This is a genomic window from Ruegeria intermedia (genome assembly GCF_900129345.1).
Classification (GTDB): Bacteria; Pseudomonadota; Alphaproteobacteria; order Rhodobacterales; family Rhodobacteraceae; genus Ruegeria; species Ruegeria intermedia.
Genome location: NZ_FQVK01000016.1, coordinates 1 through 23,787, shown reverse-complemented (window position 1 = coordinate 23,787; position 23,787 = coordinate 1). Strand labels below are relative to the sequence as shown.

Below are 23,787 nucleotides of genomic sequence, written 5' to 3'. Positions count from 1 at the left end.
GGGCGGCTGACGTGTCAGATCTTTTCGTCTTCGCGTCGGAAGGCGCCCTGAACGATGCGGTCCATGACCATGGCCAGGAACAGGATCGCAAAGCCACCCAGCAGGCCCGGCCCCTTGGCCGCGTATTGCAGCGCCTCAAGGATTTCCTTGCCCAGACCCCCGCCGCCGATCAGCGAGATGATCACGACCATCGACAGGCACATCAAGATGGTCTGGTTCACGCCGGTCATGATCGACGGCAGCGCCAGCGGGATTTCCACGTCCTTCAGCAACTGCCATTTCGAGGCGCCAAAGGCCACGGCGGCCTCTTTGATGCTTTCCGGCACCCCGCGCATGCCCAGCGCCGTCAGGCGGATCACCGGCGGCATGCCGAAGATGATCGTGGCCAGGATGCCCGGCGGGTTGCCGGTGCCGAAGAAGGCGATGATCGGGATCAGGTAGACGAAGGCCGGCAGAGTCTGCATCAGGTCCAGCACCGGCTCGGCCGCGCGATAGGCGCGTTTGGATTTGCCGAACCAGATGCCCAGCGGAATGCCGAAGGTGACGCACAGCAGCACGGCCGCGCCCACCAGTGCCACCGTCTCCATCGCCACGTCCCAGTATCCCAGCAGCGCGATATAGGCCAGCGATGCCGCGGTGAAGATCGCCACGCGCGGACCCGCCGCGCGCCACGCGGTCACGCAGATCACCAGCATGACCACCGGCCAGGGCGACCCGATCAGGGCCACGGTTAGCCCGTCCAGAACCGAGCGCACACCGGCGACGATTCCGTCGAAGACATCGCCCCCCGCGGCCGCGGCTGCGTCGATCCGGGCCTCCATCCAACTGGCCAGGGCCGAGAACAACGTGCCCTTATCCGGCCCGAGGATCATTTCCGACACCGCCTTTTCAGGGAAAGCGTCCAACAGCGGCAGCGAGGCGTTCACGGTGAATTTGTACACGATCAGCGGTCCGATCGCTGTCACCAGAATCGCCCCCAGAACCGTGTTCCGAGTCGAGCGGCCGCTTTCGGTGTTGTCGGGGTTGATCCGCCAGTTCGAGTACTGTTTTTCGTACACCCGGTCAGCGTAGAACCCCTGAACCAGCTTGAAAACCAACAGCATCAGCAACCCGGTGACCATGATCCCCAGGGCTTCGGACTGTGCGGCCTGCGCCTTTTCCATGCTGGCATCCGCCGCCTTCTGGATGTTTGCGGCCAACTTGGTGAACCGGTCGATATCCGCCTTCTCGGTTGCATCCGCCGCGCGGGCCAGCAACTCGTTTGCGCGCTCCTGCTGACGGGCCGCGCGTTCGGCCAGGTCAGCCCCCGGGTTGCCCCAGGCGCCGCGCCCGATCTGCACCCAGGCGATGATCTCGAGGATCAGAAAGGTCCAGAACATCCCCCAGATCGCCCGCGAAGCCGACCAGAACGGCCCCAGCACCGCCGCCCACAGGTTGAACGTGTTCGGGATCGGGCTGGTCGCATCGTGGATCTTGTGAAAGGCGTTGACGTAATAGTCGCCATTTGGGCCGGCAAATTCGCGGATCGACCGATCCAGCGCCTCGCGGTCCACCTCGATGTCGGAAGCGGCCGTGACTTTCAATTCCGTGGTTGCATCAGTCATTTTTGCCCCCCTGAATTCCGCGCAACAGGCGTGGTTTGGTCACGACGCCCACATCCTGACCGCCGTCGGTGATCACCACCGGAAGCTCGGTGTTCACGGCCAGGTCGATCAGCTGGTCGAGGTCTGCGCCCTCATCGGCGCGCGGCGCGCCATCCAGCGGGCCGGAGTAGCTCTCCAACGGCTCCATGATCGAATGCGCCTTGACCAGTTTCAGCTTGGATATGCCCTGCACGAACTCGCGCACATAGTCGTCGGCCGGGTTCATCACGATGTCTTCGGGCGTGCCGATCTGGACGATCACGCCGTCCTTCATGATGGCGATGCGGTGACCGATGCGAATGGCCTCGTCCAGGTCATGGGTGATGAACAGCGTGGTCTTTTTCAGCTGCGCCACCAGCGCCTTGAACTGATCCTGCAACTGCAGCCGGATCAGCGGGTCCAGCGCCGAGAACGGTTCGTCCATCAACAGGATTTCAGGGTCCGAGGCCAGTGCGCGCGCAATGCCCACGCGCTGCTGCATTCCGCCCGACAGTTCCTTGGGCAGCCGGTCCTCGTAACCGGTCAGGTCCACCAGGCCCAGCGCGTGATCGGACACCGCCCAGCGCTTGGATTTCGAGACTTTGCGGATCTCGAGCGGATAGGCCACGTTGTCGCGCACCGAGCGGTGCGGCATCAGCGCCATGTGCTGGAACACCATTCCGATCTGCTGTGCACGGATGCGGCGCAGCTCGGACTCGGAAATCTTGGACACATCATGGCCCAGAATCTCGATCTTGCCCGCCGTCGGTTCGATCAGCCGGTTGACGTGACGCACCAGTGTCGACTTGCCCGAGCCGGACAGACCCATGATGCAGAAGATCTCGCCGCGGGGCACGTCGAACGTGGCCCCTTGAACACCGACCACGCAATTGAATCTTTCAAGAACCTCGGGCTTGCCGATGCCCTCGGTGCGGACGGCCTGCATGGCCTCTTCGGCGCGCGCCCCAAAGATTTTCCACACATCCGTCAGTTTAACGACTGTTTCCGTCATACCTGTCCCTTTGATGCAGAACAGGCCGCCAGTTGCTGTCCGGCGGCCTGTTCTGGTTTCAAGTCCCGTGAGTTCGGATCACTCGGACATCCAGCCCAGAACCGCATCCTCATGCGCGGCGACCCATTCCTCGGCATAGGCCTGCGGGTCCTTTTCGTCGATCACCAGCGCATAGGTCATCTCGGACACCTGGTCGGTGTCCAGCTTCATGTTGGCCAGCAGCCGGGCTACCTCGGGGAAATCGTTTTCCAGCGACTTGGCATAGTGCAGATGCAGATAGGCCTTGTCCCACGCCACGCCGGCCTCGGATTTTTCCAGCCATTCCGGATCGTCCGTCGGCTGCAGAACCTTCCACTTGGCGGCATCATAGGGCGGCTCGTCCAGCACCTGCAGGTCGTGCAACTGGAAGACGTAGTGCGGGGTATAGCAGAAGCCGACCCAGGATTTTCCGGCCTTGATCGCGTTGTCCAGATTGGCGTAGGCGACCGTTTCGTCAATCTCGGTCAGTTCGAACACCTGATCATAGCCATAGGACTTGGCGCGGATCTTTTCCACATTGGTCGAGGCCCAGCCCGGCGCGCCGATCCACAGCTCGCCCTGACCATCGCCGTCACTGTCGAACAGCGCCGCGATGTCGGGATTGGTCAGATCGTCGATCGAAGTGATCCCGTTGGCATCGGCCGTGGCCTTGTCGACGCACATGCCCTGAAAGGCCTCGACCCCGTTCGGGTTCATGGCCACCGTGCCCTTTTCCTTGACGTATGTATCGTGAAGGTTCTGCTGGTTGGGCAGCCAAACCTCGGGATGCACATGCATGGCGCCGGAATCCATCGCCTCGAAGACGATCGGGTTGGTGCCGTTCTGCAATTCGACCTCGAGCCCGAGATTTTGTTCGATCGCCACCTTGAGGATATGCGCCGTCGCGTTCACCGAAGGCCAGTTCGGGACCCCGATCACGATGTCTGCGGCCAAGGCGGGTGCGGCAATCGCCATCGATGCGCCTCCAAGCAGCATGGTCAATTTCTTCATGGCATTTCTCCGTGTTGGTCATCTGCGGTGCTGGTCTTGCCTCACGCCCCGGCCCGGTTGGGACCGCCGCGCGCATGCCAGCATCTCGGTTGTTTTCGCGCACGCCCCTTCGAAGGACCGCCGCATGAAAAATGAAGCACGCGGGCCTGAAACCTTTCAAGCGCCACGGCCTGATGCGGTCATTTGTTCGACTTTACCCAATACCTGTTCCGGCCTTTTCGAAAGAACGGAAAGTCCACCTTGGAATTGCCAGCGGGCCGGCAGGTTCCGGAAACGAAAAACGGCCAAACCCAAGCGCCGACCAATTCTTGATGACGATTCCCTTCGATCCGCTGGATGACGCTTCCCGGATCTGGGCGTCAGGCTATTCTTTTGCCTTGTAGTGACACAGGAACATCGCGACGCAATCCTGCAAGGCGCCCTCGGACTCCGGTTTCTCGCCGGCCAGGAATTCGGGCCAGAAGAAGAAGGCCTTCACCAGACCCAGAAGCTGGTTCGTGGCCAGTTCCGGGTCGGCCTTGCGCAAGGCGCCGGCAGCCATCGCCTCTTCGATCAGCCGTTTGACCGGATAGTCGTGTTTCGCACTTTCGGCAAAGAAGGCGCGCGAACGGTCGAGATCGCGCAGGAACTCGGAAATCACCATGCGGGTCAGACCCATCGCCTCGGGCTCGGTGATCACCGCGACATAACGCTCCAGCCCCTCGACCAGTTGTTCGGCCACAGGACGGCCCGGGTCGTAGGGCACCGGGGCCATCGCCGCGTTGCGTTCGATCATGATCTCGGTGATCGCGTCGAACAGCGCCTCTTTCGTTTCGAAATGCTTGTAGAGCGTGCGACTCGAAACGCCGGCCCGCTTGGCGATGCTCGTGGTCTTGGCGGCCAGAAAGCCGTTCTCGCGAAACTCGGCGATCGCCGCCTCGATGATATCTTTTCTTTTTTTATCAGTCAGCTTCACGGTTTTCCGCCCTGCGCATCCACAAAAAGTAAAATCTACCGTTTACAAACGGCCTTGCACGACATATGTAAACGCAACGATTTACTTTTGCAAGCAAGGATGCAGAGCATGACCCTCACCGCAGGCAAGAACGCAGTCACCTTCAAGTCCTTCGGCGTGGATCTGGCGGGCGATCTCTACCTTCCCGAAGGGTTCGACCCGTCCAAAAAATACAAGGCCATCGTCGGCGCCAGCCCGTTCCCGCAGGTCAAGGACCAGATCCCGGCCACCTACGGACCAGAAATGGCCGCGCGCGGCTTCATCTATCTGGGCTTCGACTACCTGGGCATGGGCGAAAGCCCCGCATTGCCCGGCGAGCACAAGCAGTCCCGCTAAATGTTCCGGCTGATCGAAAACACCTGGGACGCGGTGTCCTATCTGGGCACGCTGCCCTTCGTGGACGAGATCTACGGCCTCGGCGTCTGCCAGGGCAGCGCGATCATCGCCTCGGCCGCGGTGACCGACCACCGGATCAAGAAGATCGCCATGGTGTCGGGCATGATGGCGGCGAATGCGTTCCAGTGGACCGACCGCGAGGCAGCCCACCAGCAGATTGCCGCCGCGAATGCCGCAAAGCAGAAGATGCATGAGACCGGCGAGCCGATCTACGTCGCCCCCTTCGGCCTGAATGACGAGATGCCCCGCGAGGAATTCATCGCGGCGGCCGCCTATCCGGAGATGGCCGGCGAAAGCTATGACTACTATGGCCGCGATGGCGTCAAGGGGCCGAAGGCGGTGCCGAGTTTCACCAACATGCATATCGCCGACCAGGGCATGCAGTCGATGTATTCGCTCAGCGAACACTACGCCGACAAGATCGTCCAGCCCGCGCTGGTGATCTACAGCGCGACCGCCTTTACCGCGATCTGCTCGACCGCCTTCGTCGACAAGCTGACCAACGAGCATGAGGTGCTGGCCTTCGACGAGTTCAGCCATGTCGATTTCTACTACAAGCCCGAGGCCGTGAAAGCCCCGACCGACGCCGTGGCCGCGTTCTTCGACAAGTGACTGGCGGGGCACCGGGTGCGGTGCCCGCATACATTTCCATCCAGAAAACCACAGGAGCAATCCCATGAAATACAAACCCCTCGGCAAGACCGGGCTTTACGTCTCGGAACTGACCCTTGGCACGATGACCTTTGCCAACGAAGACAGCGCATCCGGCCAAACCCTCGGGGCGACGGGCCAGGAACTGGCAACCCGCATGGTCGATCTGGCGCTTGAGGCCGGGATCAACATCTTCGACACCGCCAACATGTACAGCGATGGAGTATCCGAGATCATGCTGGGCAAGGCCCTGGGCGCGCGGCGCAAGGATGCGATCATCGCCACCAAGGTCTATTTCAGCGGCACCACCGGGCCGAATGACCTGGGCACCAGCCGGCTGGCGATCATGCGCGAGGTCGAAGGCAGCCTCAAGCGCCTCGGCACCGACTGGATCGACCTGTACCAGGTACACAGTTTCGACCCCACCACGCCACTCGAGGAAACCCTGCGCGCGCTTGACGACCTCGTGCGTCAGGGCAAGGTGCGCTATGTCGGCCTGTCGAACTTCGCCGCCTGGCAGATCGCCAAGGCCGACGGGCTGGCGCGGCGGATGGGCACCGAACGGTTCTGCTCGGTACAGGCCTATTACAGCCTCGTGGGCCGCGAGTTGGAACGCGAGATCATCCCGGCGGCGATGGATCTGGGCCTTGGAACGCTGATTTGGAGCCCGCTGGCGGGCGGCTTTCTCAGTGGAAAGTATACCCGCGAAGGCGAGGCCGCTGGCCGGCGCGCCAGCTTCGACTTCCCTCCCGTGGACAAAGAACGGGGATATGACGTGGTGGATACCCTCCGCGAGATCGCCGCGGCCAAGGGCGCCTCGGTGCCGCAGATCGCGCTGGCCTGGCTGCTGCACAAGCCCGGCGTGACCAGCGTGATCGTGGGCGCGCGCAGGGAGGAACAGCTGGTAGACAACCTCGGCGCGGCGGACATCGCGCTCGGCAACGAGGAAATGGCGCAACTTGACGCGGTCAGCGCGCTGGCGCCCGAATATCCCCACTTCCTGCCGCCGATGCAGCGTGGGGAAAGCCTGTATGGCCGGCTTTCTGGCGACCAGTAACCGAGGCAAGGGGCGGGCTTTTGCGCCCGTCCACTTCCGACAGGGCGGCGGTCCGGGGAACGGACCGCTTGCGATCCGTTCTCGAAGCTCCATCCCCTTTTGGGATCGGCCTCGGCCTACTCTGCGCGGTGCGTCAACCACAACATCGGGCAACACGGGTTTCGGCAGGCGTTGACGTGCAATTCACGAAACGGCGCCGGCAACTCTGTGTTTCGAATGCGCTGATCTCGCGGCAATCCCGCTCTGCCAAGAATGTCTTTTCCGAGGCTCGAATGCCCGGCAATGCGCCCATGCACTGCCGGGCATCAAGTTTTGGGCACGTGGAGCCGCAAGTTTCACAAGCCGGCGACCAGACAGAAAAAAGGCCGCCCCGATCGGGACGGCCTTTCTTTCACTGTCTCTCGTAAGAGGATCAGGCAGCCAGAGCGGCCTGTGCCTTGGCGACGATCGCGCCGAACGCTTCCGGTTCGTGCACGGCCAGGTCGGCCAGGACTTTGCGGTCCACTTCGATGCCGGCCAGGTTCAGGCCGTTGATGAAGCGGGAATAGGTCAGAGCTTCGTCATGCGAACGAACAGCGGCGTTGATGCGCTGGATCCACAGGGCGCGGAAGTTGCGCTTGCGGTTCTTGCGGTCGCGGGTTGCGTACTGGTTGGCCTTGTCGACGGCCTGACGGGCAACCTTGTAGGTGTTCTTGCGGCGGCCATAGTAACCTTTGGCGGCCTTGATGACCTTCTTGTGACGGGCGTGAGTTACGGTTCCACCTTTAACGCGGGACATATCGGTATCTCCTCTTAGCGGTCGTAGGGCATGTAGCCCTTGACGATCTTGGCGTCGGGGGCGGACAGGGTGGTGGTGCCACGGGCGTCGCGGATGAACTTTTTGGTCCGCTTGATCATGCCGTGCCGCTTGCCGGCCTGACCGGCCATGACCTTGCCGGTCGCGGTCATCTTGAAGCGCTTCTTGGCGCTCGATTTGGTCTTCATCTTGGGCATTTCCGTCTCCTTTCAGGGTTCGGTCCGAAACGCGACTCGGCATGCCACATCGGCCGGTCGCGCGATCAGGTGCGCCGTTTACGCAAGTTCGGTCATGCTGACAAGGGGTTTTTGACCCGTTCGGGTGCTTTTTGCACCAGGGTCGTGAACCGGGGCGGCAGGGCCGCCCCGGTCGGTGTCATCAGTCGGCGAACTTGCGGATTTCGCCGCTTTTCAGCCGCGCGCTGTACGAGGCCAGTTCCTGACGCACCACCTTCATCAGGAAGTAGAGCGCAAAGACGTTGACCACGGCCATGGCAAAGATCGCCGCGTCCGAGAAGTCGATGACCGGGCCCAGGTTGGCCGCCGCCCCGATCACCACGAAGACGCAGAAGATCAGCTTGAACACCAGCTCCTTGGTGTGACCCTCGCCGAACAGATAGGTCCAGGCCTTGAGACCATAGTAGGACCAGCTGATCATGGTCGAGAAGGCGAACAGGATCACCGCGATGGCCAGGATGTAGGGGAACCAGCTGAAGGCGCTGCCGAAGGCGGCCGAAGTCAGGCTGACGCCCGAGTTGCCATCCACGGTCGCGATCGCCGTGCCCGCTTCGTTCAGCATGTACAGGCCGGTTGCCGGGTCGATCACCAGCTGCTGGGTGATGATGATCACCAGCGCGGTCATGGTGCAGATCACCACGGTGTCGATGAACGGCTCGAGCAGCGAGACGAAGCCCTCGGTGATCGGTTCCTTGGTGCGGACGGCCGAGTGTGCAATGGCCGCCGAACCCACGCCCGCTTCGTTCGAGAAGGCGGCGCGTTTGAAGCCCTGGATCAGGGCACCGACCATGCCGCCGGCCACGCCCAGACCGGTGAAGGCACCGGCGAAGATCTGACCGAAAGCCCAGCCGATCTTGTCGGCATTCATGCCGATGATGACCAACGCGGTTGCAACATACAGGATGCCCATGAACGGCACGACCTTCTCGGTCACGCGGGCAATCGACTTCAGGCCGCCCACGATGACCATGAACACCACGGTCGCAAAGACCAGACCGGTGATCCAGCCGGGATAGTCGCCGACGATACCCGCGATCTGCTGGTGCGCCTGGTTGGCCTGGAACATGTTGCCCCCGCCCAGCGCGCCAAGGATGCAGAAGATCGAGAACAGGACTGCCAGGATCTTGCCGCCGGGCAGACCCAGCTCGGCAAAGCCCTTGGACATGTAGTACATCGGACCGCCGGAAACGGTGCCGTCTTCGTACTCGTTGCGGTATTTCACGCCCAGCGTGCATTCGGTGAACTTCGACGCCATGCCCAGAAGGCCGGCGAGGATCATCCAGAAGGTCGCACCGGGTCCGCCGATGCCGATCGCCACCGCGACGCCGGCGATGTTGCCCAGACCGACGGTGCCGGACAGCGCCGTTGCCAGCGCTTGGAAGTGACTGACCTCGCCCGCATCGTTGGGGTCGGAATAGTCACCTTTGACCAGGCTGATCGCATGGCTGAAGAACCGCATCTGCACAAAGGCGAAATACAGCGTGAACACCGTTGCGGCCACGACCAGCCACAGCACGATCCACGGGAAGCTCGTGCCCGGAAGTGGCGCGAAGATGAAGCTGACGAAGGGACCCGTCAGGTTTGCGAAGGTCTGGTTGATCTTTTCGTCCAGACCGGGGGCCTCCTGCGCAAGGGCGGGGTTGGCCAGCAGGGCCGCGGCCGCACCGGACAGGCCCAGGGTTTTGATCGATTTCATGTCTGCTCCTCCCCTCAGTTCACGACCGTGACCGGGACGTCGGCATGCATCACCAGATTCTGGGTCGAGCTGCCGAAGATGCGTTTCTTGAACCCGTCGGCGGACGACCGACCGACGACGATCTGCGATGCGCCGTTTTCGACGGTGATCGCGTTCAGCGTTTCGGCCACGTCACCATGCCGGACGACGCCGCGCGCATTGAAGCCCTCGGCCTTGAGCGCCGCGACGGCGGGTTCGACCACGCGACTGTTGGCAAGGGCGATTTCTTCCTCGCGCCGCTTGTGCCGCAGGGCGTTTTCCTCGGGCGTCTGGAATGTGTAGGGCGACCATTCGATGACATAGGCGACGATCAACTCGCACTCGCCGATCCGCTTTGCCAGGGTTTTGGCAAATTCGAGAGCACGTTCGCCGGTCTCTGTCCCGTCCAGTCCTATGACAATTTTCGCTGTCATTTCGTTCCTCCGTTTTTATTTGTTTGGCCGGGGCCCGTGTTCCCCGACAGGGCAGCCGGATTCTGGATCTCGCTTTGCGAGTCTGCCCTTCGGTCAAGTATCAGGAAAAATCACTAGGAAATGGGGATTATTTCGGTCTAATCTCAGGAAAATCTGCCGCCACATATAAAATGTACAGGAATAATGCCTGATGGACAGGGAATTGGACAAGATCGACCAGCGCATTTTGGCCGAACTGGAGGCCAATGGACGCCTGCCCATAGTCGAACTGGCGGCGCGTGTAAACCTGACGAACACGCCCTGCTCCGAGCGGGTGAAACGGCTTGAGAAAAACGGCTATATCACCGGCTACAGCGCGGTGATCGACAAGGAGAGGCTGGGGCTGGCGCATCTGACCGTGGTCCAGGTGTCGCTGGCCGCCACGGCCGATCACTCGCTGGACCGGTTCAACGAGGCCGTGCGCCGGGTCCCCGAGATCGAGACCTGTCTGATGGTGGCGGGCTCATTCGACTATCTGCTGACGGTGCGCACACGCGACATCGCCCATTTCCGCAGGGTACTGGGCGACAAGATCAACAAGTTGCCGGGAATTCACCAGACAAGTTCCTTCACGGTCATGGAAACCGTGAAGGAACCCGTCGGTTCCAAGATACGCTCCGCCTGAGGACGCGTCATTCCGGGTCGGTGGCGTAGATCAGGCGTTCGTCACAGGGCGCGACGCGCAGAATGTTGGTCGAGCCGGGCACGTTGAACGGCACGCCGGCGGTCACGACGATCTGGTCGGACTGGCCAGCAAATCCGCTGGCGCGCGCCGCGCGGGCGGCATTGACCACCGCCCCCTTGAAGCGTTCCAGTTCCGGCGTCATCACGCAATGGCACCCCCAGGACAGGCACAACCGCCGCGCCGTGCCCCGCAGCGAGGTCATGGCGATGATCGGCACATGCGGCCGTTCGCGGGCGGTCAGCAGGGCCGTGGTGCCGCTTTGGGTAAAGCAGCAGATCGCCTTGATGTCGGTTTTCTCGGCGATCTCGCGCGCGGCAGCGACGATGCCGTCGGCCACGGTCGTGCCCTTGGTGGTGCGCGAGGCGGCGATGATCTCGGCATAGGTGGGGTCGGCCTCGACCTCGATGGCGACCTGGTTCATGGTCTTGACCGCCTCGATCGGATAGGCACCCGCGGCGGATTCGGCGCTGAGCATGATGGCATCGGCGCCCTCGTAGATCGCGGTCGCCACGTCCGAGACTTCGGCGCGGGTGGGCATCGGGCTTTCGATCATGCTTTCCAGCATCTGCGTCGCCACGATCACCGGCTTGGCTGCCGCACGGCAGCGGCGCACCAGGCGCTTCTGGATCGGCGGCACGGCCGAGACCGGCAGTTCGACCCCCAGATCGCCACGGGCGACCATGATCCCGTCCGAGGCATCCAGGATATCCTCGAAGGCCTCGACCGCGGCGGGCTTTTCGATCTTGGACAGGATCGCCGCGCGCCCATCGGCCAGCGTGCGGGCCTCGAACACGTCCTTGGCGCGCTGCACGAAGCTGAGCGCCAGCCAGTCGACACCCAGTTGGCAGACGAATTCCAGATCGTCGCGGTCCTTTTCCGACAGGGCCGCCAGCGGCAGCACCACGTCGGGCACGTTCACGCCCTTGCGGTTCGAGATCGTGCCGCCGATCTCGACCTTGCAGTCGGCAAAATCGGCGCCGCATTTTTCGACGATCAGGCGGATCTTGCCGTCATTGACCAGCAGATGCGCGCCGGGCTCGAGCGCCTGAAAGATCTCGGGATGCGGCAGGCAGACACGGGTGGCGTCCCCCGGCGCATCGTCCAGATCAAGGCGGAACGGCGCACCTTCGACCAATTCCTCGGCACCGTTGGCAAAGACGCCCACGCGCAGCTTGGGCCCCTGCAGGTCGGCCAGAATGGCGATCGGGCGGTCCAGATCCTTTTCCACCTGCCGGATGATCCGGTGGCGCTCGCGAATCTCGTCATGGCTGCCATGGCTCATGTTCAGGCGGAACACGTCGGCGCCGGCCTCGTACAGCGCACGGATCGTATCATAGTCGTTGGACGCCGGGCCCAGCGTCGCCACGATTTTCACATTTCTCAGGCGTCGCATCGCGCTTGCTCTCCTTGATGGCCGAATGTTACCGCAAACAGTGTTCGGGTCGCTTATTGCGCAATTCCCTTTCCGAGGCAACTGTCCTACACCTGCGGCAAACTAGATGACAGGCTCATGACATACACTCCGTTTTACGTGCACGGGGCGGATCGCCCGTCCCGATGGCTGATCACGTGCGACCATGCCACCAACACCGTACCGCCGCAGATCAATGGCGGCGACCTCGGCCTCCCGCGTGAGGACATGGAGCGCCACATCGCCTATGACGTGGGCGCCTACGAGGTGTCGAAGCATCTGGGCGAGATCCTGAACGCGCCGGTGATCGCGGCCAATTTCTCGCGGCTGGTGATCGACCCGAACCGGGGCGAGGATGACCCGACCCTGTTGATGAAACTGTATGACGGGTCGATCATCCCGGCCAACCGTCATGCCGACGCCGCCGAACGCGAACGGCGCCTGAACCTGTGCTATCGCCCCTATCACGAGGCGCTGGCCAAAATGGCCGCCCTGCCCCATGCCGTGATCGTGTCGATGCATTCTTTCACCCGCCAGTTGCGGGGCCGCCCGCCGCGCCCCTGGCATGTCGGCATCCTGCACACTGCGGACGAACGGTTCTCGGCCCCTCTGATCGACCGGCTGCGCGCCGAAGGGGATCTGTGCGTCGGCGTCAACGAACCCTACACCGGCGTGTTGCCGGGGGATGCGATCGACCGGCACGCCACCGCCTTTGGCCGCCCCAACGCGCTGATCGAGCTGCGCAACGACCTGATCGCCGATCATACCGGGCAACGCGCCTGGGCCGAGCGCCTGGCGCCGATCCTGCAGGATGCGCTTGCCGCAAGCGGCCTGTAACGCTGGAAAAATCCGCGACCAAACGACGCCCGTGCTCTTGCGCGGCGCGCGGCCGGTCCCCATTTCTCGGCGTGAAAGGAGGCCGTCATGACACCTGAAACCCTGACAGCCTTTTTCGGCTGGATGACCGTTCTGAACTTTGCGGTCCTGCTGCTGTCGACCCTGATGGTGGTGGCCCTGCAGGACCGCATCGCCGCCATTCACGGCCGCATGTTCCAGATGGAAAAGGCCGAGGTCAGAAAGGCCTATTTCAAGTATCTTGCGAACTACAAGATCCTGACCCTGATCTTCTGCCTGATGCCCTGGATTGCCCTCAAGCTGGTCTGAACCGGCGCGCGTTGTGCAATGGCCTTGCACTTGCTAAGTCTGGATCAAATCCCACGAACCGGAGCCCGACCATGGACCCCCAGACCGAGATCGAACTTCAGGCCGCCGCTTTCCGCCGTCTGCAGAAACACCTGATGCAGGACCGCACCGACGTTCAGAACATCGACATGATGAACCTCGCCGGGTTCTGCCGAAACTGCCTGGCGCGGTGGTATCAGGAGGCCGCCAATGAAAAAGGCATCGAGATGGGCAAGGACGAAGCCCGCGAAATTTTCTATGGCATGACCATGGATGAGTGGAAATCGAAATACCAGACCGAGGCCAGCCCCGAGAAACAGGCCGCCTTCAAGGTCGCGTTCGAAGAGAACGTCGGCAAGAAAGACTGACGCCAAAACGAAAAGGCCCGCCAGATAGGCGGGCCTTTGCAATCAGATCGCCGCCTTGCGGCTTTCGTCCAGATAGATCTCGCGCAGGCGCGTGGCGATCGGGCCCGGCGTGCCGTCGCCCAGCACTACGCCGTCGATCTCGACCACCGGCATCACGAAAGCGCTGGCCGAGGTGGTAAAGGCCTCATCTGCTTCTTTTGCTTCGTCGATGGTGAACAGGCGTTCCTCGACTTCCATCTGCGCCTCGGCCGCCATACGCAGCACCGCCTTGCGGGTGATCCCGTGCAGGATGTCGTTCGACAGCGGGCGGGTGACGATCTTGCCGTTCTTGACGATATAGGCGTTGTTGCTGGTGCCTTCCGTGACATACCCGTCTTCGATCATCCAGGCATCATCGCACCCCGCGGCCTTGGCCATCATCTTGCCCATGGACGGGTACAACAGTTGCACCGTCTTGATGTCGCGCCGGCCCCAGCGGATATCCTCGATCGAGATGATCTTGGCCCCTTTCTTCGCCGCCGGATTGTCAGCCAGACCGGGCTTGTTCTGGGTGAACAGAACCAGCGTCGGCTTGGTGTCGGCCGAGGGGAAGACGAAATCGCGGTCGCCATCGCTGCCGCGGGTGACCTGCAGATAGACCAGCCCCTCGGTGATGCCGTTCAGCTCGACCAGCTTGCGGTGGATTTCGAGCAGCTCGTCCTTGCTGCAGGGTTCGGCCATCTGCAATTCGTCCAGAGACCGCTTCAGGCGCACCGCGTGACCCTCGAAATCGATCAGCTTGCCGTCCAGCACGCTGGTCACCTCATAGACGGCATCCGCCATCAGAAAGCCTCGGTCGAAGATCGAGACCTTGGCTTCGGTCTCGGGCAGGTATTCGCCGTTCACGTAAACGGTGCGGGTCATGTTATATCCTTCTCGTCCTTGGGCTGCGCCCGTTCCTCGCCTCAGCGCGTCACCCCCAGAGCGCCGCCTGCGGCGGGTGTACGCCCGCCTCGTCGAAAACCAGCGGGGTGTCGCGGTCTTCGGCCAACAGAAGCGGGCCGTCAAGGTCCGTCACCAGCGCACCCTGCGCCACCAGTGTCGCAGGCGCCATCGCCAGAGAACTGCCGACCATGCAGCCCACCATGATGCCATAGCCCTGCGCCCGCGCCGCGCGGCGCAGTTCCAGCGCCTCGGTCAGGCCGCCGGTCTTGTCCAGCTTGATGTTGATCACGTCATATTTGCCCTTCAACCCGGGCAGGCTGGCGCGATCGTGGCAGCTTTCGTCGGCGCAGACCGGCACCGGGCGCTCCAGCCCGATCAGCGCCTCGTCATCGCCGGCGGGCAGCGGCTGTTCGACCAGCGCGACGCCCAACCGCACCAGATGCGGTGCCAGATCGGCATAGACCTCGGCCGACCAGCCCTCGTTGGCATCCACGATGATACGGGCATCGGGCGCCCCGGCCCGCACGGCCTCGAGCCGCGGCATGTCGTCGGGCGTACCCAGCTTGATCTTCAACAGCGGACGATGCGCGTTCTTCGCCGCCTGCGCCCGCATCGCGTCGGGCGTATCCAGCGACAGGGTATAGGCGGTGATCTCGGGCTTGGGCGCGGGCAGGCCGGCCAGTTCCCAGGCGCGTTTGCCCGCCCGCTTGGCTTCAAGGTCCCACAGGGCGCAATCCACCGCATTGCGCGCGGCACCGGCGGGCAGCAGGTCCATCAGCGACTGGCGCGAAAACGTGTCGGGCAGGCCGCGGATCTCGGCCTCGACCGACTCCAGCGTTTCGTCGTACCGGGCATAGGGCACACATTCACCCCAACCCTGATGCGCCCCATCCGTCAGGCGCACCGTCAGTACCTTGGCCTCGGTCCGCGACCCGCGCGAGATGGTGAACACCTGCGCCAGCCGGAACACATCACGAGAGACGTCGATCTGCACGCGCCCACTCCCTTGTCTTTGCATTTTCCAGCGCCGGAGGCAGGTATCCCCGCCATCGGCGCCCCGGTTGGATCACATCGCGGCCAGCGCGTCCACCAGCTTGCCCGCGCCGAACCGGTACGGATCGGTCGCCGGCAGGCCCATCTCGGCCTCGACCTTGGCGATGCAGGCTTTCGCGCCCTCCTCGCTCAGGTGCTGTGTGTTGATCGACACACCCGCGACTTGACAGGCGGGGTTCGCCACGCGCGCCAAAGGCAGGGCCGTGTCGCGCAGCTGTTCCAGCGTCGGCAAAGAGTATTCCGGCAGACCGCGCATATGGGTGCGGGTCGGCTCGTGGCACAGGACCAGAGCATCCGGCTGACCGCCATGGATCAAAGCCATGGTCACGCCGGAATATGAGACATGGAACAGCGACCCCTGCCCCTCGATATGATCCCAGTGATCGGGATCGTTCTCGGGCGTCAGGTACTCGACGGAACCGGCCATGAAATCGGCCACCACGGCGTCAAGCGGAACGCCCTGCCCGGTGATCAGAATGCCGGTCTGGCCGGTGGCGCGGAAGGTCGATTTCATGCCGCGCTTGCGCATTTCGGCATCCATCGACATGGCCGTGTACATCTTGCCCACCGAACAATCGGTGCCCACCGCCAGACAGCGCTTGCCGCTGCGCTTGCGCCCGTTGGCGATCGGATAGCCCACCGTGGGCACGCGAACGTCATGCAGGGTGCATCCATGGGTCTGGGCCGCGGCCACCAGATCGCCTTCGTCGCGCAGCAGGTTGTGCAGGCCCGAGGCCAGGTCATAGCCCATTTCCAACGCGGCGATCAGGACCTCTTTCCAGGCCTGGCTGATGACGCCCCCGCGGTTCGCGACACCGATCACCAGCGTCTTGGCGCCGGCGGCCTTGCCTTCGGCCAGGGTCATGTCGGTCAGGCCCAGATCGGCCTTGCAGCCCTCCATCCGCAGCTGACCCACGGCGTTTTCCGGACGCCAGTCCCGAATGCCGATCGCGACCTTGGCGGCCAGTTGGTCGGGGGCATCGCCCAAAAACAGCAGATACGGTGTCTCGATCATCGCGCGCTCTCCTTTTCTTCCGCCCCAACCTATTGAAGGCCGTCAACGAGCGTTTCTCGTTTTCCTCCAACCTCCCGCACATCGACCGGAGAATTTTGCAAGATTCGACCCCGCGACGCAAAAAGCTTCGAAGTTTTCGAAATGATGAAGCTTTGACCGCCGCGCTCCGGGGGGCTGCGCACAGATTTCTGCAACAGCATTGCCGCAGTTGCACAATCAGGCTTGCGCAGGGTCGCGCAATTTAATACCCAATTGCCAACTGAAATCGCAATTTCATTACCCAGCGAGGTGCCGATGAGCTTTCGTATCCAACCCGCCGCCCCGGCGCGGCCAAACCGCTGCCAACTGTTCGGCCCCGGATCCAACACCAAGCTGTTCCCCAAGATGGCCGCCTCGGCCGCGGACGTGATCAACCTCGACCTCGAAGATTCGGTGGCCCCGTCCGACAAGGACGCAGCCCGCGCCAACGTAATCGAGGCGCTGAACACCGTGGATTGGGGCAACAAATACATGTCGGTGCGCATCAACGGGCTGGACACGCCCTATTGGTACCGCGACGTGGTGGACCTGCTGGAACAGGCCAGCGACCGGCTGGATCAGATCATGATCCCCAAGGTGGGCTGCGCCGAGGACGTCTATGCGGTTGACGCTCTGGTCACTGCGATCGAACGCGCCAAGGGCCGCACCAAGTCCATCAGCTTTGAAGTCATCATCGAATCCGCCGCCGGCATTGCCCATGTCGAGGACATCGCGGCCTCCTCTCCACGCCTGCAGGCCATGAGCCTGGGCGCGGCCGATTTCGCCGCCTCGATGGGGATGCAGACCACGGGGATCGGCGGCACGCAGGAAAACTACTACATGCTGCGCGAGGGTCAGAAATACTGGTCGGACCCGTGGCACTGGGCCCAGGCTGCCATCGTGGCCGCCTGCCGCACGCATGGGGTGCTGCCGGTCGACGGTCCGTTCGGCGACTTCTCGGACGATGAAGGTTATATCGCGCAGGCGCGCCGCTCGGCGACGCTGGGCATGGTCGGCAAATGGGCGATCCACCCCAGGCAAATCGCGCTGGCCAATCAGGTCTTCACCCCGTCGGACGAGGCGGTGGCCGAAGCGCGCGAAATCCTTGCCGCGATGGAGCAAGCCAAGGCCAATGGCGAAGGTGCCACGGTCTACAAGGGGCGGCTGGTCGATATCGCCTCGATCAAGCAGGCCGAGGTGATCGTGGCGCAGGCGGAGCTGATCGCCGCAAACGGCTGACCGATCAGGCCGAAAACGAAAAGACACCCGATCGGCCAGCCCATGCGGTAAATGCTGAGAGGGCGCGTCGAAATCTTTCGGCGCATGGTTTTTTTGAGTGTCTGCCGGGAATCAGCGGCTGACTTCGGTGACCAGGGCTTCTGCCTGTTTAGGCACGATCTTGACTGCATCAGTCGTCAGGTCAGGCGGGTAATCTCGTCCATCCTGACTTCTTCTCCCAGAAGGTGATGAAGGTAGAACGCCTTGATCGTGGCGATCTGCTCGGGGGGGGGGCAGCGCTTGCAGCTTTTTGTCCCGCCCCCGAGCCAGCTTCAATCGGGGTTCATCGAATAGGCGGCCGACCCTGACAGCCTCGAGTTTCACTCTGCGGAGCGCTTCTGAGTAGTCGCGGGATTTTCAACGAGAAGGTTTCTTCCCGAAAAGGAGGATTTGGTGGAGCCTAGGGGAGTCGAACCCCTGACCTCTTGCATGCCATGCAAGCGCTCTCCCAACTGAGCTAAGGCCCCATTCCGGAACCGCCGTGGCGGTGGACGGACGTTTATGAAACGGCGTCGGTGAGTGCAAGACCAAAAATCGAAAATCTGTCAAAAAAGTCGACGTTCGGTCCGATGCGCCGGTCCGTGCGGGGCGGCATCGGGTGCCGCCCGCGCCAATTCAGGAATCCTCATCCTCCGACGCGACGTCGGTGATGTCGTCCAGCGAGACGTTGTCGTCGTCATCGTCTTCCAGGATGTCGTCATCCAGATCGACATCGACGGCGTCGTCATCGTCCAGCACCAAGTCGTCATCCGACGTGGCCTCGCGGGCCTTGACGGATGCGGCATCTTCGGCGTCCGCCGCGATCATCCGGCTTTTGCCGGTTTCAAATTCAACGATCTCGCCGGTGTAGGGGCTGATGATCGGGTCCTTGTTCAGGTCGTAAAACCGTTTTCCGGTGGTCGGGCAAACGCGCTTTACGCCCCATTCTTCCTTGGGCATGTCAATTCCCCTTGATATCAGGTGAGTCGTATCAACGATTCAGGTCACCTGCCACATGCGGCGGACACTGTCAAAGCCTTTGCGCCAAGGAGAATGCACCATGGGGCGACATTCACTGCCCGGGTACCCGCCTGTCGCCCTGACGCTGCGGAAATCGGCGCGGGCGCGGCGCATCAGCCTGCGAATCTCGCAATTGGACGGCAGGGTTACGCTGACCTACCCGCAGGGCGTTCCCGAATCCGAGGCGATCGGCTTTGCCCGTACGAAAGAGGACTGGATCCGCCAGCATCTTCGCGCCCGGCCCGAACCGGCGGTCATTCGATTCGGGCAAATCCTGCCGGTCGAGGGGGTGCCCCGGCGAATCGTGCCTGCGGACGGGCGACGGGTCGTTTTGGCGGCGGACCGGATTGCCGTGCCCGAAGGGGCCGAGGCCCGGCGGCTGGCCCGGTTCCTGAAAGAGCTGGCGCGGGATCGCCTGACCGGGGCCTGCGATGACTACGCGGCGATGCTGGGCAGGGCCTATTCCAGCCTCACCCTTCGCGACACGCGGTCGCGCTGGGGGTCATGCAGTTCGGCGGGTGGTCTGATGTTCTCCTGGCGGCTGATTCTGGCCCCGCCCGAGGTTCTGCACTATGTAGCCGCGCACGAGGTGGCGCATCTGGCCGAGATGAACCATTCGCCGGCGTTCTGGACGCAGGTCGAGCGTCTGTTCGGCCCATATGAAGCACCGCGGCGCTGGCTGCGCGACAACGGGGCCGAGCTACACCGGTATCGGTTCGAGGCAGGCTCTGGTTGACCCCGTTTGGATTTGTGATCACATGGGGCCATGCATACCGCCCGAAACCCCGACTCGCAATCCGCAACTCATGACCAGGTCTATCGCGCCTTGCGGTCGCGCATCATGCACGGCGAAATCGCGCCCGGGCAGGCCCTGACCCTGCGCGGCATCGGCAAGGAATTCGATGTTTCGATGACCCCCGCGCGCGAGGCGGTGCGGCGGCTGGTGGCCGAGGGCGCGTTGTTTCTGTCCAGCTCGGGGCGGGTGTCGACGCCCGAGCTCAGCAATGACCGGATCGAGGAGCTGGCCGCGCTGCGGGCGCTGCTCGAGGTCGAGCTGGCCAGCCGCGCCTTGCCGCGGGCCCACATGGCCCTGATCGACCGGCTGCAGAGCATCAACATGTCGGTCGCGGAAATGGTGACCAAGCGCGACGCGGTGGGCTATATCCGCGCCAATCTCGAATTCCACCGCACGCTGTACCTGCGCGCACAGGCGCCGGCGATGCTGGCCATGGCCGAAACCGTCTGGTTGCAGCTGGGGCCGACCATGCGGGCGCTCTATGGCCGCCTGCGCCGGACCGAACCGCCGCATTACCACAAGCTGATCATCGCCGCACTCAAGGCAGGGGACGAGCCGGGCCTGCGGCTGGCGGTGCGCTCGGACGTCACGCAGGGCCTGCGTCTGCTGGTCAGCTGAGCAAAGACCTGCGCAGAGGCGCAAATCTGGCTGGCCTCTTGGCGCCAAGCTGGCGTCGGAAGGGTGGTTGCGCTAGGCTGGCGGCAACAACGAACAAGAGCAGATGCCAGCCATGATCGATCGACGGATGTTTACACTGGGGCTGGGCTTCGGCCTGCTGGGGGCCTGCGCGGGCGGAACGACACAGACCCGCGCAACGGTCACGCGGATGAAGCCGGTGCCCAATGCCGGCTGGGACGCCTGGGTTGCCGGTTTCAAGGCCCGCGCGGCCGGTCAGGGGATCTCGCAGGCTACCATCGACCGGGCGTTTCGAGGCGCGGGATACCTGCCCGACGTTATCGAGCGCGACCGCAATCAGGTCGAGTTCAAGCGCTCGCTCGAGGATTATCTGGCCATCGCCGCCTCGGACGAGCGGATCAGCAAGGGCCGCCAGATGCTGCAGCGTCACAATGGCACGCTGGCCCAGATCGAATCGCGCTATGGCGTGGACAAGGAAATTGTCGTGGCCATCTGGGGGCTGGAAAGCCGGTATGGCGAGCGGCGCGGTGACGTGCCGGTGATCTCGGCCCTGTCGACGCTGGCCTATGACGGCCGGCGGGGCGCGTTCTTCGAAAAGCAGCTGATCGCGGCGCTGAAGATTCTGCAGAACGGTGACACGACGCCCGGAAACATGACCGGCAGCTGGGCCGGCGCCATGGGGCATACGCAGTTCATCCCGACCTCGTACCTGGCCTATGCGGTCGATTTCACGGGCGACGGGCGGCGCGACATCTGGTCTGACGACCCGACGGATTCTCTGGCCTCGACGGCGGCCTACCTATCGCGCGCGGGCTGGGTGCGGGGCAGGCCCTGGGGTGGCGAGGTCGGATCACCGGCCGCCAGTTCCGGTACGCCCCTGGCCATCCTGCAGCCGCAGAAACCGGGGCCGCGGATCGCCGTGTTCCGCAATTTCCAGGCGATCAAGCGCTACAACAATTCCGACAGCTATGCGATCGGGGTGGGGCATCTGGCCGACCGGATCGCCGGCGGCCCGCGGTTCAAGGCGTCATTCGGGCCGGATGAAAACGGCCTGACGCTCGAGGACCGCAAGGCGCTGCAGCGCCGTTTGACGGCCGCGGGCTATGATACGCAGGGCGCGGACGGCGTGATCGGAAACAACACCAAGGCCGCCATCAGCGCCTATCAGCGCGCCAGCGGCCTGCCGGTGACGGGAGAGCCCTCGGTCAACCTGCTGCGGGCCTTGGGCGGCTGACGACTCAGGCCGCCAGCCCCTTGGAACCCAGATCCAGGAATTTCTGACGCCGGTCCTGGATCAGCGCGGCGGCATCCTTGCCGTCCAGCTCTTTCAGCATGTCGGCAATTGCGTCCCCCACGGCCTTGATCGTGGTCGGACGATCGCGATGCGCACCGCCCTTGGGTTCGGGGATGATCCGGTCGCAGACGCCCAGCTTGTGCAGATCCTGCGCGGTCAGGCGCAGCGCTTCGGCGGCTTCGCGCATCTTCTCGGCGTCTTTCCACAGGATCGACGCGCAGCCCTCGGGCGAGATCACCGAATAGATCGAGTGCTCCAGCATCGCGACCCGGTTGGCCGTGGCAAAGGCCACCGCCCCGCCCGAGCCGCCTTCGCCGATGATCACCGACACCAGCGGCACGCCGATCTTCAGGCACATCTCGGTCGATCGGGCAATCGCCTCGGACTGGCCGCGCTCTTCGGCGCCCTTGCCGGGATAGGCACCGGCCGTATCCACCAGCGTGATCACCGGAAGGCCGAACCGGTTGGCCAGGTCCATCAGACGCACCGCCTTGCGATAGCCTTCGGGGCGGGCCATGCCGAAGTTGCGCTCGATCCGCGACTTGGTGTCCGAGCCCTTCTCGTGCCCGATCACCATCACCGGCCGGTCGTTGAACCGCGCCAGCCCGCCGATCACCGCCAGATCGTCGGCAAAGTTGCGGTCGCCGGCCAGGGGCGTGAACTCGGTGAACAGCGCCTCGACATAGTCCGTGCAATGGGGGCGTTCGGGGTGACGGGCCACCTGGCATTTCCGCCAGGGGGTCAGATCCCGGTACAGCTCGTCCAGCAGCTTGGCCGCCTTGGCGTCCAGCGCGGCGGCTTCCTCGGTCACGTCCATCTCTTCGTTGGCGCGAGCCAGGGCGCGCAGCTCTTCGGCCTTGCCTTCGATCTCGGCCAGCGGTTTTTCGAAATCCAGATACTGGGTCATGACGCCTCTCAACGCGAAAGTTCCACGCTATATGACCTGAGGTCGCCCCGGATGCAACTCGGCTTGTCCCGCGCGGGCGGCAAATTCACGCGGCCAGGGTCGGCGGGGACGGGTGCAACGCCTTGCGGCAAGGCCCGGCCCGTCTTAGGCTGGTCGCAAAACAGAGCGCCGCAACCAAACTGGATTTGGTTCGAACGGTGCAGTTCAGGGAGATGACGATGAAAGTTTTTTGCAAGGGAGGGGCCGCGGCGATCGTCGTGCTTGTGGCAGGCGCGTCCTACGCCGCGCCGCTGAAGCTGCAGCCCGCCAATCCGCAACCTTCGGGGCTGAAGCCCGGGTTGAACGTGAAATATGCGTGGGAGGGCAATCCGCCGCGCAAGATCCAGACGGTTACCAAGGCCAAGCAGATGATGAAGAAGGCCAAGCCGGGCGCACCGCTGCGGGGGCTTGATTATCGCGACACCGATGAGGGCGAGCCGGTTCTGACCTTCGATCAGGCCTACAACGTGGCGGCCGAGATCACGGGCTACATCCGCTTTGACTCGCCGGGCGTCTATGAATTGGAGACCTGGTCGAATGACGGGATCGATGCCTATGTCGGTGGCCAGCAGATCGGCTATGTCAATGGTCGTCAACCCTGCGAGGCCAACCAGCGCACCGAGGTCGAGGTGCCGCAAGCCGGGTGGTATCCGCTCAAGATCAACTATTTCCAGAAATACGGGACCTCGTGCCTGATGATGAAATGGGGCAAGCAGGGCGAGCGGTTCACCTGGACGCCAAACGACGTGTTCGGCCGCTGAGAGTCTCTGGGCCCGGCAAGAAAGGCTCCTGACCCAGCCCCTTGATCCGGGCCGTTTGGATGTGGAATCCGTTCCTGTTTCTTTCTCGTGATTAGGTTGCGGTCAAGGCCTGCTGAGCGGAGCCCTTGCGTAGCTCAAGCGAAGCAGGCCGGGTGGCACGGTTGAGATTGGCGTAAACGGCTGGAGCCAGCCCGCCAAGTGATGTGTGTGGTCGCTGTGTGTTGCAATCGATCAGAGGTGGTCCGAGAAATCTGAACAGATGAGTTAGGTGGATTTTCCGCTCCTGATCCGGCAGCGTGCCGGGACGAAGGAGTGAATATGGCAAGACGACCGAGGCGGAACCACAGCCCTGCATTCAAGGCGAAAGTGGCATTGGCAGCTTTGAAGGGCGACAAAACGATGAGCGAATTGGCGACGCAGTTTGACGTTCATCCGAACCAG

At 63.2% G+C, this 23,787-nt stretch carries 27 protein-coding genes and 1 tRNA gene; 13 read left to right on the top strand and 15 right to left on the bottom strand.

The window, feature by feature from the left end; all coding sequences use genetic code 11:
• Positions 1–14: 14 nt before the first annotated feature.
• From F3H26_RS12130 to F3H26_RS12115, 4 genes are all read right to left on the bottom strand, one after another.
• Positions 15–1,604: an ABC transporter permease gene (locus F3H26_RS12130; protein ID WP_149776311.1), complete on the bottom strand. Its 1,590-nt coding sequence runs from the start codon at positions 1,602–1,604 to the stop codon at positions 15–17.
• On the bottom strand, positions 1,597–2,634 hold the full coding sequence (locus F3H26_RS12125; protein WP_149776310.1) for a quaternary amine ABC transporter ATP-binding protein: 1,038 nt from the start codon (positions 2,632–2,634) through the stop codon (positions 1,597–1,599). The genes F3H26_RS12130 and F3H26_RS12125 overlap by 8 nt, the downstream gene beginning before the upstream one ends.
• Positions 2,635–2,712: 78 nt before the next feature.
• Complete coding sequence (locus F3H26_RS12120) at positions 2,713–3,663, bottom strand: ABC transporter substrate-binding protein (RefSeq protein WP_149776309.1); 951 nt, start codon at positions 3,661–3,663, stop codon at positions 2,713–2,715.
• 364 nt (positions 3,664–4,027) lie between these two features.
• Complete coding sequence (locus F3H26_RS12115; RefSeq protein WP_149776308.1) at positions 4,028–4,618, bottom strand: TetR/AcrR family transcriptional regulator; 591 nt, start codon at positions 4,616–4,618, stop codon at positions 4,028–4,030.
• A gap of 108 nt (positions 4,619–4,726) precedes the next feature.
• Here F3H26_RS12115 and F3H26_RS19650 point away from each other — a divergent pair, with 108 nt between their 5' ends.
• From F3H26_RS19650 to F3H26_RS12105, 3 genes are all read left to right on the top strand, one after another.
• Positions 4,727–4,993, top strand: a complete 267-nt coding sequence (locus tag F3H26_RS19650; protein ID WP_223162496.1) for an alpha/beta hydrolase family protein — start codon at positions 4,727–4,729, stop codon at positions 4,991–4,993.
• Positions 4,994–5,665 (top strand): alpha/beta hydrolase family protein, encoded by a 672-nt coding sequence (locus F3H26_RS12110; protein WP_223162495.1) that lies wholly within the window; start codon positions 4,994–4,996, stop codon positions 5,663–5,665.
• A 64-nt stretch (positions 5,666–5,729) separates the two neighbouring features.
• Positions 5,730–6,761: an aldo/keto reductase gene (locus F3H26_RS12105; protein WP_149776307.1), complete on the top strand. Its 1,032-nt coding sequence runs from the start codon at positions 5,730–5,732 to the stop codon at positions 6,759–6,761.
• Between the two features lie 412 nt (positions 6,762–7,173).
• Here the strand turns inward: F3H26_RS12105 and rplT are convergent, their stop codons facing one another.
• The 4 genes from rplT to F3H26_RS12085 form a co-directional block, all read right to left on the bottom strand.
• Positions 7,174–7,539, bottom strand: a complete 366-nt coding sequence (gene rplT / locus F3H26_RS12100; protein WP_149776306.1) for a 50S ribosomal protein L20 — start codon at positions 7,537–7,539, stop codon at positions 7,174–7,176.
• Positions 7,540–7,553: 14 nt separating this feature from the next.
• The gene (rpmI, locus tag F3H26_RS12095; protein ID WP_149776305.1) at positions 7,554–7,754 is read right to left on the bottom strand and encodes a 50S ribosomal protein L35; all 201 of its coding nucleotides are present in this window, start codon (positions 7,752–7,754) and stop codon (positions 7,554–7,556) included.
• 181 nt (positions 7,755–7,935) lie between these two features.
• Positions 7,936–9,489, bottom strand: coding sequence for an alanine/glycine:cation symporter family protein (locus F3H26_RS12090; protein WP_149776304.1), 1,554 nt, complete (start codon positions 9,487–9,489; stop codon positions 7,936–7,938).
• Between the two features lie 14 nt (positions 9,490–9,503).
• Positions 9,504–9,941 carry a universal stress protein gene (locus F3H26_RS12085; protein WP_149776303.1) on the bottom strand — a complete coding sequence of 146 codons (438 nt, stop codon included), beginning with the start codon at positions 9,939–9,941 and terminating at the stop codon, positions 9,504–9,506.
• A 190-nt stretch (positions 9,942–10,131) separates the two neighbouring features.
• Between F3H26_RS12085 and F3H26_RS12080 the strand changes: the two genes are divergently transcribed.
• A complete protein-coding gene (locus tag F3H26_RS12080; RefSeq protein WP_149776302.1) occupies positions 10,132–10,605 on the top strand; it encodes an Lrp/AsnC family transcriptional regulator in 474 nt (157 codons plus the stop codon).
• Positions 10,606–10,612: 7 nt separating this feature from the next.
• Here the strand turns inward: F3H26_RS12080 and pyk are convergent, their stop codons facing one another.
• Entirely contained in the window at positions 10,613–12,058 is a 1,446-nt protein-coding gene (gene pyk, locus F3H26_RS12075; RefSeq protein WP_149776301.1) for a pyruvate kinase, read from the bottom strand.
• Between the two features lie 117 nt (positions 12,059–12,175).
• Between pyk and F3H26_RS12070 the strand changes: the two genes are divergently transcribed.
• The 3 genes from F3H26_RS12070 to F3H26_RS12060 all read left to right on the top strand — a co-directional run bounded on the left by F3H26_RS12070 (position 12,176) and on the right by F3H26_RS12060 (position 13,626).
• Positions 12,176–12,913 (top strand): N-formylglutamate amidohydrolase, encoded by a 738-nt coding sequence (locus tag F3H26_RS12070; protein ID WP_149776300.1) that lies wholly within the window; start codon positions 12,176–12,178, stop codon positions 12,911–12,913.
• An 87-nt stretch (positions 12,914–13,000) separates the two neighbouring features.
• On the top strand, positions 13,001–13,240 hold the full coding sequence (locus tag F3H26_RS12065) for a DUF6868 family protein (protein ID WP_005981131.1): 240 nt from the start codon (positions 13,001–13,003) through the stop codon (positions 13,238–13,240).
• 71 nt (positions 13,241–13,311) lie between these two features.
• Positions 13,312–13,626, top strand: a complete 315-nt coding sequence (locus F3H26_RS12060) for a DUF1244 domain-containing protein (protein ID WP_149776299.1) — start codon at positions 13,312–13,314, stop codon at positions 13,624–13,626.
• 42 nt (positions 13,627–13,668) lie between these two features.
• On the opposite strand, the gene F3H26_RS12055 is transcribed toward F3H26_RS12060, so the two are convergent.
• The 3 genes from F3H26_RS12055 to dgcN form a co-directional block, all read right to left on the bottom strand.
• On the bottom strand, positions 13,669–14,529 hold the full coding sequence (locus F3H26_RS12055; RefSeq protein ID WP_149776298.1) for a D-amino-acid transaminase: 861 nt from the start codon (positions 14,527–14,529) through the stop codon (positions 13,669–13,671).
• A 49-nt stretch (positions 14,530–14,578) separates the two neighbouring features.
• On the bottom strand, positions 14,579–15,544 hold the full coding sequence (gene dgcA, locus F3H26_RS12050) for an N-acetyl-D-Glu racemase DgcA (protein ID WP_149776297.1): 966 nt from the start codon (positions 15,542–15,544) through the stop codon (positions 14,579–14,581).
• Positions 15,545–15,616: 72 nt separating this feature from the next.
• On the bottom strand, positions 15,617–16,618 hold the full coding sequence (gene dgcN, locus F3H26_RS12045) for an N-acetyltransferase DgcN (protein WP_149776296.1): 1,002 nt from the start codon (positions 16,616–16,618) through the stop codon (positions 15,617–15,619).
• Positions 16,619–16,912: 294 nt separating this feature from the next.
• Here dgcN and F3H26_RS12040 point away from each other — a divergent pair, with 294 nt between their 5' ends.
• Positions 16,913–17,875 (top strand): L-malyl-CoA/beta-methylmalyl-CoA lyase, encoded by a 963-nt coding sequence (locus tag F3H26_RS12040; protein WP_149776295.1) that lies wholly within the window; start codon positions 16,913–16,915, stop codon positions 17,873–17,875.
• Between the two features lie 430 nt (positions 17,876–18,305).
• Here the strand turns inward: F3H26_RS12040 and F3H26_RS12035 are convergent.
• Positions 18,306–18,381, bottom strand: a tRNA-Ala gene (locus F3H26_RS12035).
• Positions 18,382–18,529: 148 nt separating this feature from the next.
• Complete coding sequence (locus F3H26_RS12030; RefSeq protein WP_149776294.1) at positions 18,530–18,853, bottom strand: TIGR02300 family protein; 324 nt, start codon at positions 18,851–18,853, stop codon at positions 18,530–18,532.
• A gap of 100 nt (positions 18,854–18,953) precedes the next feature.
• On the opposite strand from F3H26_RS12030, the gene F3H26_RS12025 reads away from it, so the two are divergent.
• The 3 genes from F3H26_RS12025 (at position 18,954) to F3H26_RS12015 (ending at position 21,579) form a co-directional block, all read left to right on the top strand.
• On the top strand, positions 18,954–19,649 hold the full coding sequence (locus tag F3H26_RS12025) for a M48 family metallopeptidase (protein ID WP_149776293.1): 696 nt from the start codon (positions 18,954–18,956) through the stop codon (positions 19,647–19,649).
• Positions 19,650–19,679: 30 nt separating this feature from the next.
• Complete coding sequence (locus F3H26_RS12020; RefSeq protein WP_149776292.1) at positions 19,680–20,327, top strand: GntR family transcriptional regulator; 648 nt, start codon at positions 19,680–19,682, stop codon at positions 20,325–20,327.
• Between the two features lie 112 nt (positions 20,328–20,439).
• A complete protein-coding gene (locus F3H26_RS12015) occupies positions 20,440–21,579 on the top strand; it encodes a lytic murein transglycosylase (protein WP_149776291.1) in 1,140 nt (379 codons plus the stop codon).
• Between the two features lie 4 nt (positions 21,580–21,583).
• Here F3H26_RS12015 and F3H26_RS12010 read toward each other — a convergent pair whose 3' ends face one another.
• Positions 21,584–22,546 (bottom strand): acetyl-CoA carboxylase carboxyltransferase subunit alpha, encoded by a 963-nt coding sequence (locus tag F3H26_RS12010; protein ID WP_149776290.1) that lies wholly within the window; start codon positions 22,544–22,546, stop codon positions 21,584–21,586.
• A gap of 218 nt (positions 22,547–22,764) precedes the next feature.
• Here F3H26_RS12010 and F3H26_RS12005 point away from each other — a divergent pair, with 218 nt between their 5' ends.
• Together F3H26_RS12005 and F3H26_RS12000 are read left to right on the top strand one after the other, a co-directional pair.
• Positions 22,765–23,346, top strand: coding sequence for a PA14 domain-containing protein (locus tag F3H26_RS12005; protein ID WP_149776289.1), 582 nt, complete (start codon positions 22,765–22,767; stop codon positions 23,344–23,346).
• Positions 23,347–23,664: 318 nt separating this feature from the next.
• A partial coding sequence (locus F3H26_RS12000) for a transposase (protein ID WP_149776288.1) occupies positions 23,665–23,787 on the top strand: 123 nt, incomplete at its 3' end.

Bases quoted from the DNA above. Each gene is read 5' to 3' on its own strand.
- F3H26_RS12130 (WP_149776311.1), bottom strand. From the start codon at position 1,604: ATGACTGATGCAACCACGGAATTGAAAGTCACGGCCGCTTCCGACATC.
- F3H26_RS12125 (WP_149776310.1), bottom strand. From the start codon at position 2,634: ATGACGGAAACAGTCGTTAAACTGACGGATGTGTGGAAAATCTTTGGG.
- F3H26_RS12120 (WP_149776309.1), bottom strand. From the start codon at position 3,663: ATGAAGAAATTGACCATGCTGCTTGGAGGCGCATCGATGGCGATTGCC.
- F3H26_RS19650 (WP_223162496.1), top strand. From the start codon at position 4,727: ATGACCCTCACCGCAGGCAAGAACGCAGTCACCTTCAAGTCCTTCGGC.
- F3H26_RS12110 (WP_223162495.1), top strand. From the start codon at position 4,994: ATGTTCCGGCTGATCGAAAACACCTGGGACGCGGTGTCCTATCTGGGC.
- F3H26_RS12105 (WP_149776307.1), top strand. From the start codon at position 5,730: ATGAAATACAAACCCCTCGGCAAGACCGGGCTTTACGTCTCGGAACTG.
- rplT (WP_149776306.1), bottom strand. From the start codon at position 7,539: ATGTCCCGCGTTAAAGGTGGAACCGTAACTCACGCCCGTCACAAGAAG.
- rpmI (WP_149776305.1), bottom strand. From the start codon at position 7,754: ATGCCCAAGATGAAGACCAAATCGAGCGCCAAGAAGCGCTTCAAGATG.
- F3H26_RS12090 (WP_149776304.1), bottom strand. From the start codon at position 9,489: ATGAAATCGATCAAAACCCTGGGCCTGTCCGGTGCGGCCGCGGCCCTG.
- F3H26_RS12085 (WP_149776303.1), bottom strand. From the start codon at position 9,941: ATGACAGCGAAAATTGTCATAGGACTGGACGGGACAGAGACCGGCGAA.
- F3H26_RS12080 (WP_149776302.1), top strand. From the start codon at position 10,132: ATGGACAGGGAATTGGACAAGATCGACCAGCGCATTTTGGCCGAACTG.
- pyk (WP_149776301.1), bottom strand. From the start codon at position 12,058: ATGCGACGCCTGAGAAATGTGAAAATCGTGGCGACGCTGGGCCCGGCG.
- F3H26_RS12070 (WP_149776300.1), top strand. From the start codon at position 12,176: ATGACATACACTCCGTTTTACGTGCACGGGGCGGATCGCCCGTCCCGA.
- F3H26_RS12065 (WP_005981131.1), top strand. From the start codon at position 13,001: ATGACACCTGAAACCCTGACAGCCTTTTTCGGCTGGATGACCGTTCTG.
- F3H26_RS12060 (WP_149776299.1), top strand. From the start codon at position 13,312: ATGGACCCCCAGACCGAGATCGAACTTCAGGCCGCCGCTTTCCGCCGT.
- F3H26_RS12055 (WP_149776298.1), bottom strand. From the start codon at position 14,529: ATGACCCGCACCGTTTACGTGAACGGCGAATACCTGCCCGAGACCGAA.
- dgcN (WP_149776296.1), bottom strand. From the start codon at position 16,618: ATGATCGAGACACCGTATCTGCTGTTTTTGGGCGATGCCCCCGACCAA.
- F3H26_RS12040 (WP_149776295.1), top strand. From the start codon at position 16,913: ATGAGCTTTCGTATCCAACCCGCCGCCCCGGCGCGGCCAAACCGCTGC.
- F3H26_RS12030 (WP_149776294.1), bottom strand. From the start codon at position 18,853: ATGCCCAAGGAAGAATGGGGCGTAAAGCGCGTTTGCCCGACCACCGGA.
- F3H26_RS12025 (WP_149776293.1), top strand. From the start codon at position 18,954: ATGGGGCGACATTCACTGCCCGGGTACCCGCCTGTCGCCCTGACGCTG.
- F3H26_RS12020 (WP_149776292.1), top strand. From the start codon at position 19,680: ATGCATACCGCCCGAAACCCCGACTCGCAATCCGCAACTCATGACCAG.
- F3H26_RS12015 (WP_149776291.1), top strand. From the start codon at position 20,440: ATGATCGATCGACGGATGTTTACACTGGGGCTGGGCTTCGGCCTGCTG.
- F3H26_RS12010 (WP_149776290.1), bottom strand. From the start codon at position 22,546: ATGACCCAGTATCTGGATTTCGAAAAACCGCTGGCCGAGATCGAAGGC.
- F3H26_RS12005 (WP_149776289.1), top strand. From the start codon at position 22,765: ATGAAAGTTTTTTGCAAGGGAGGGGCCGCGGCGATCGTCGTGCTTGTG.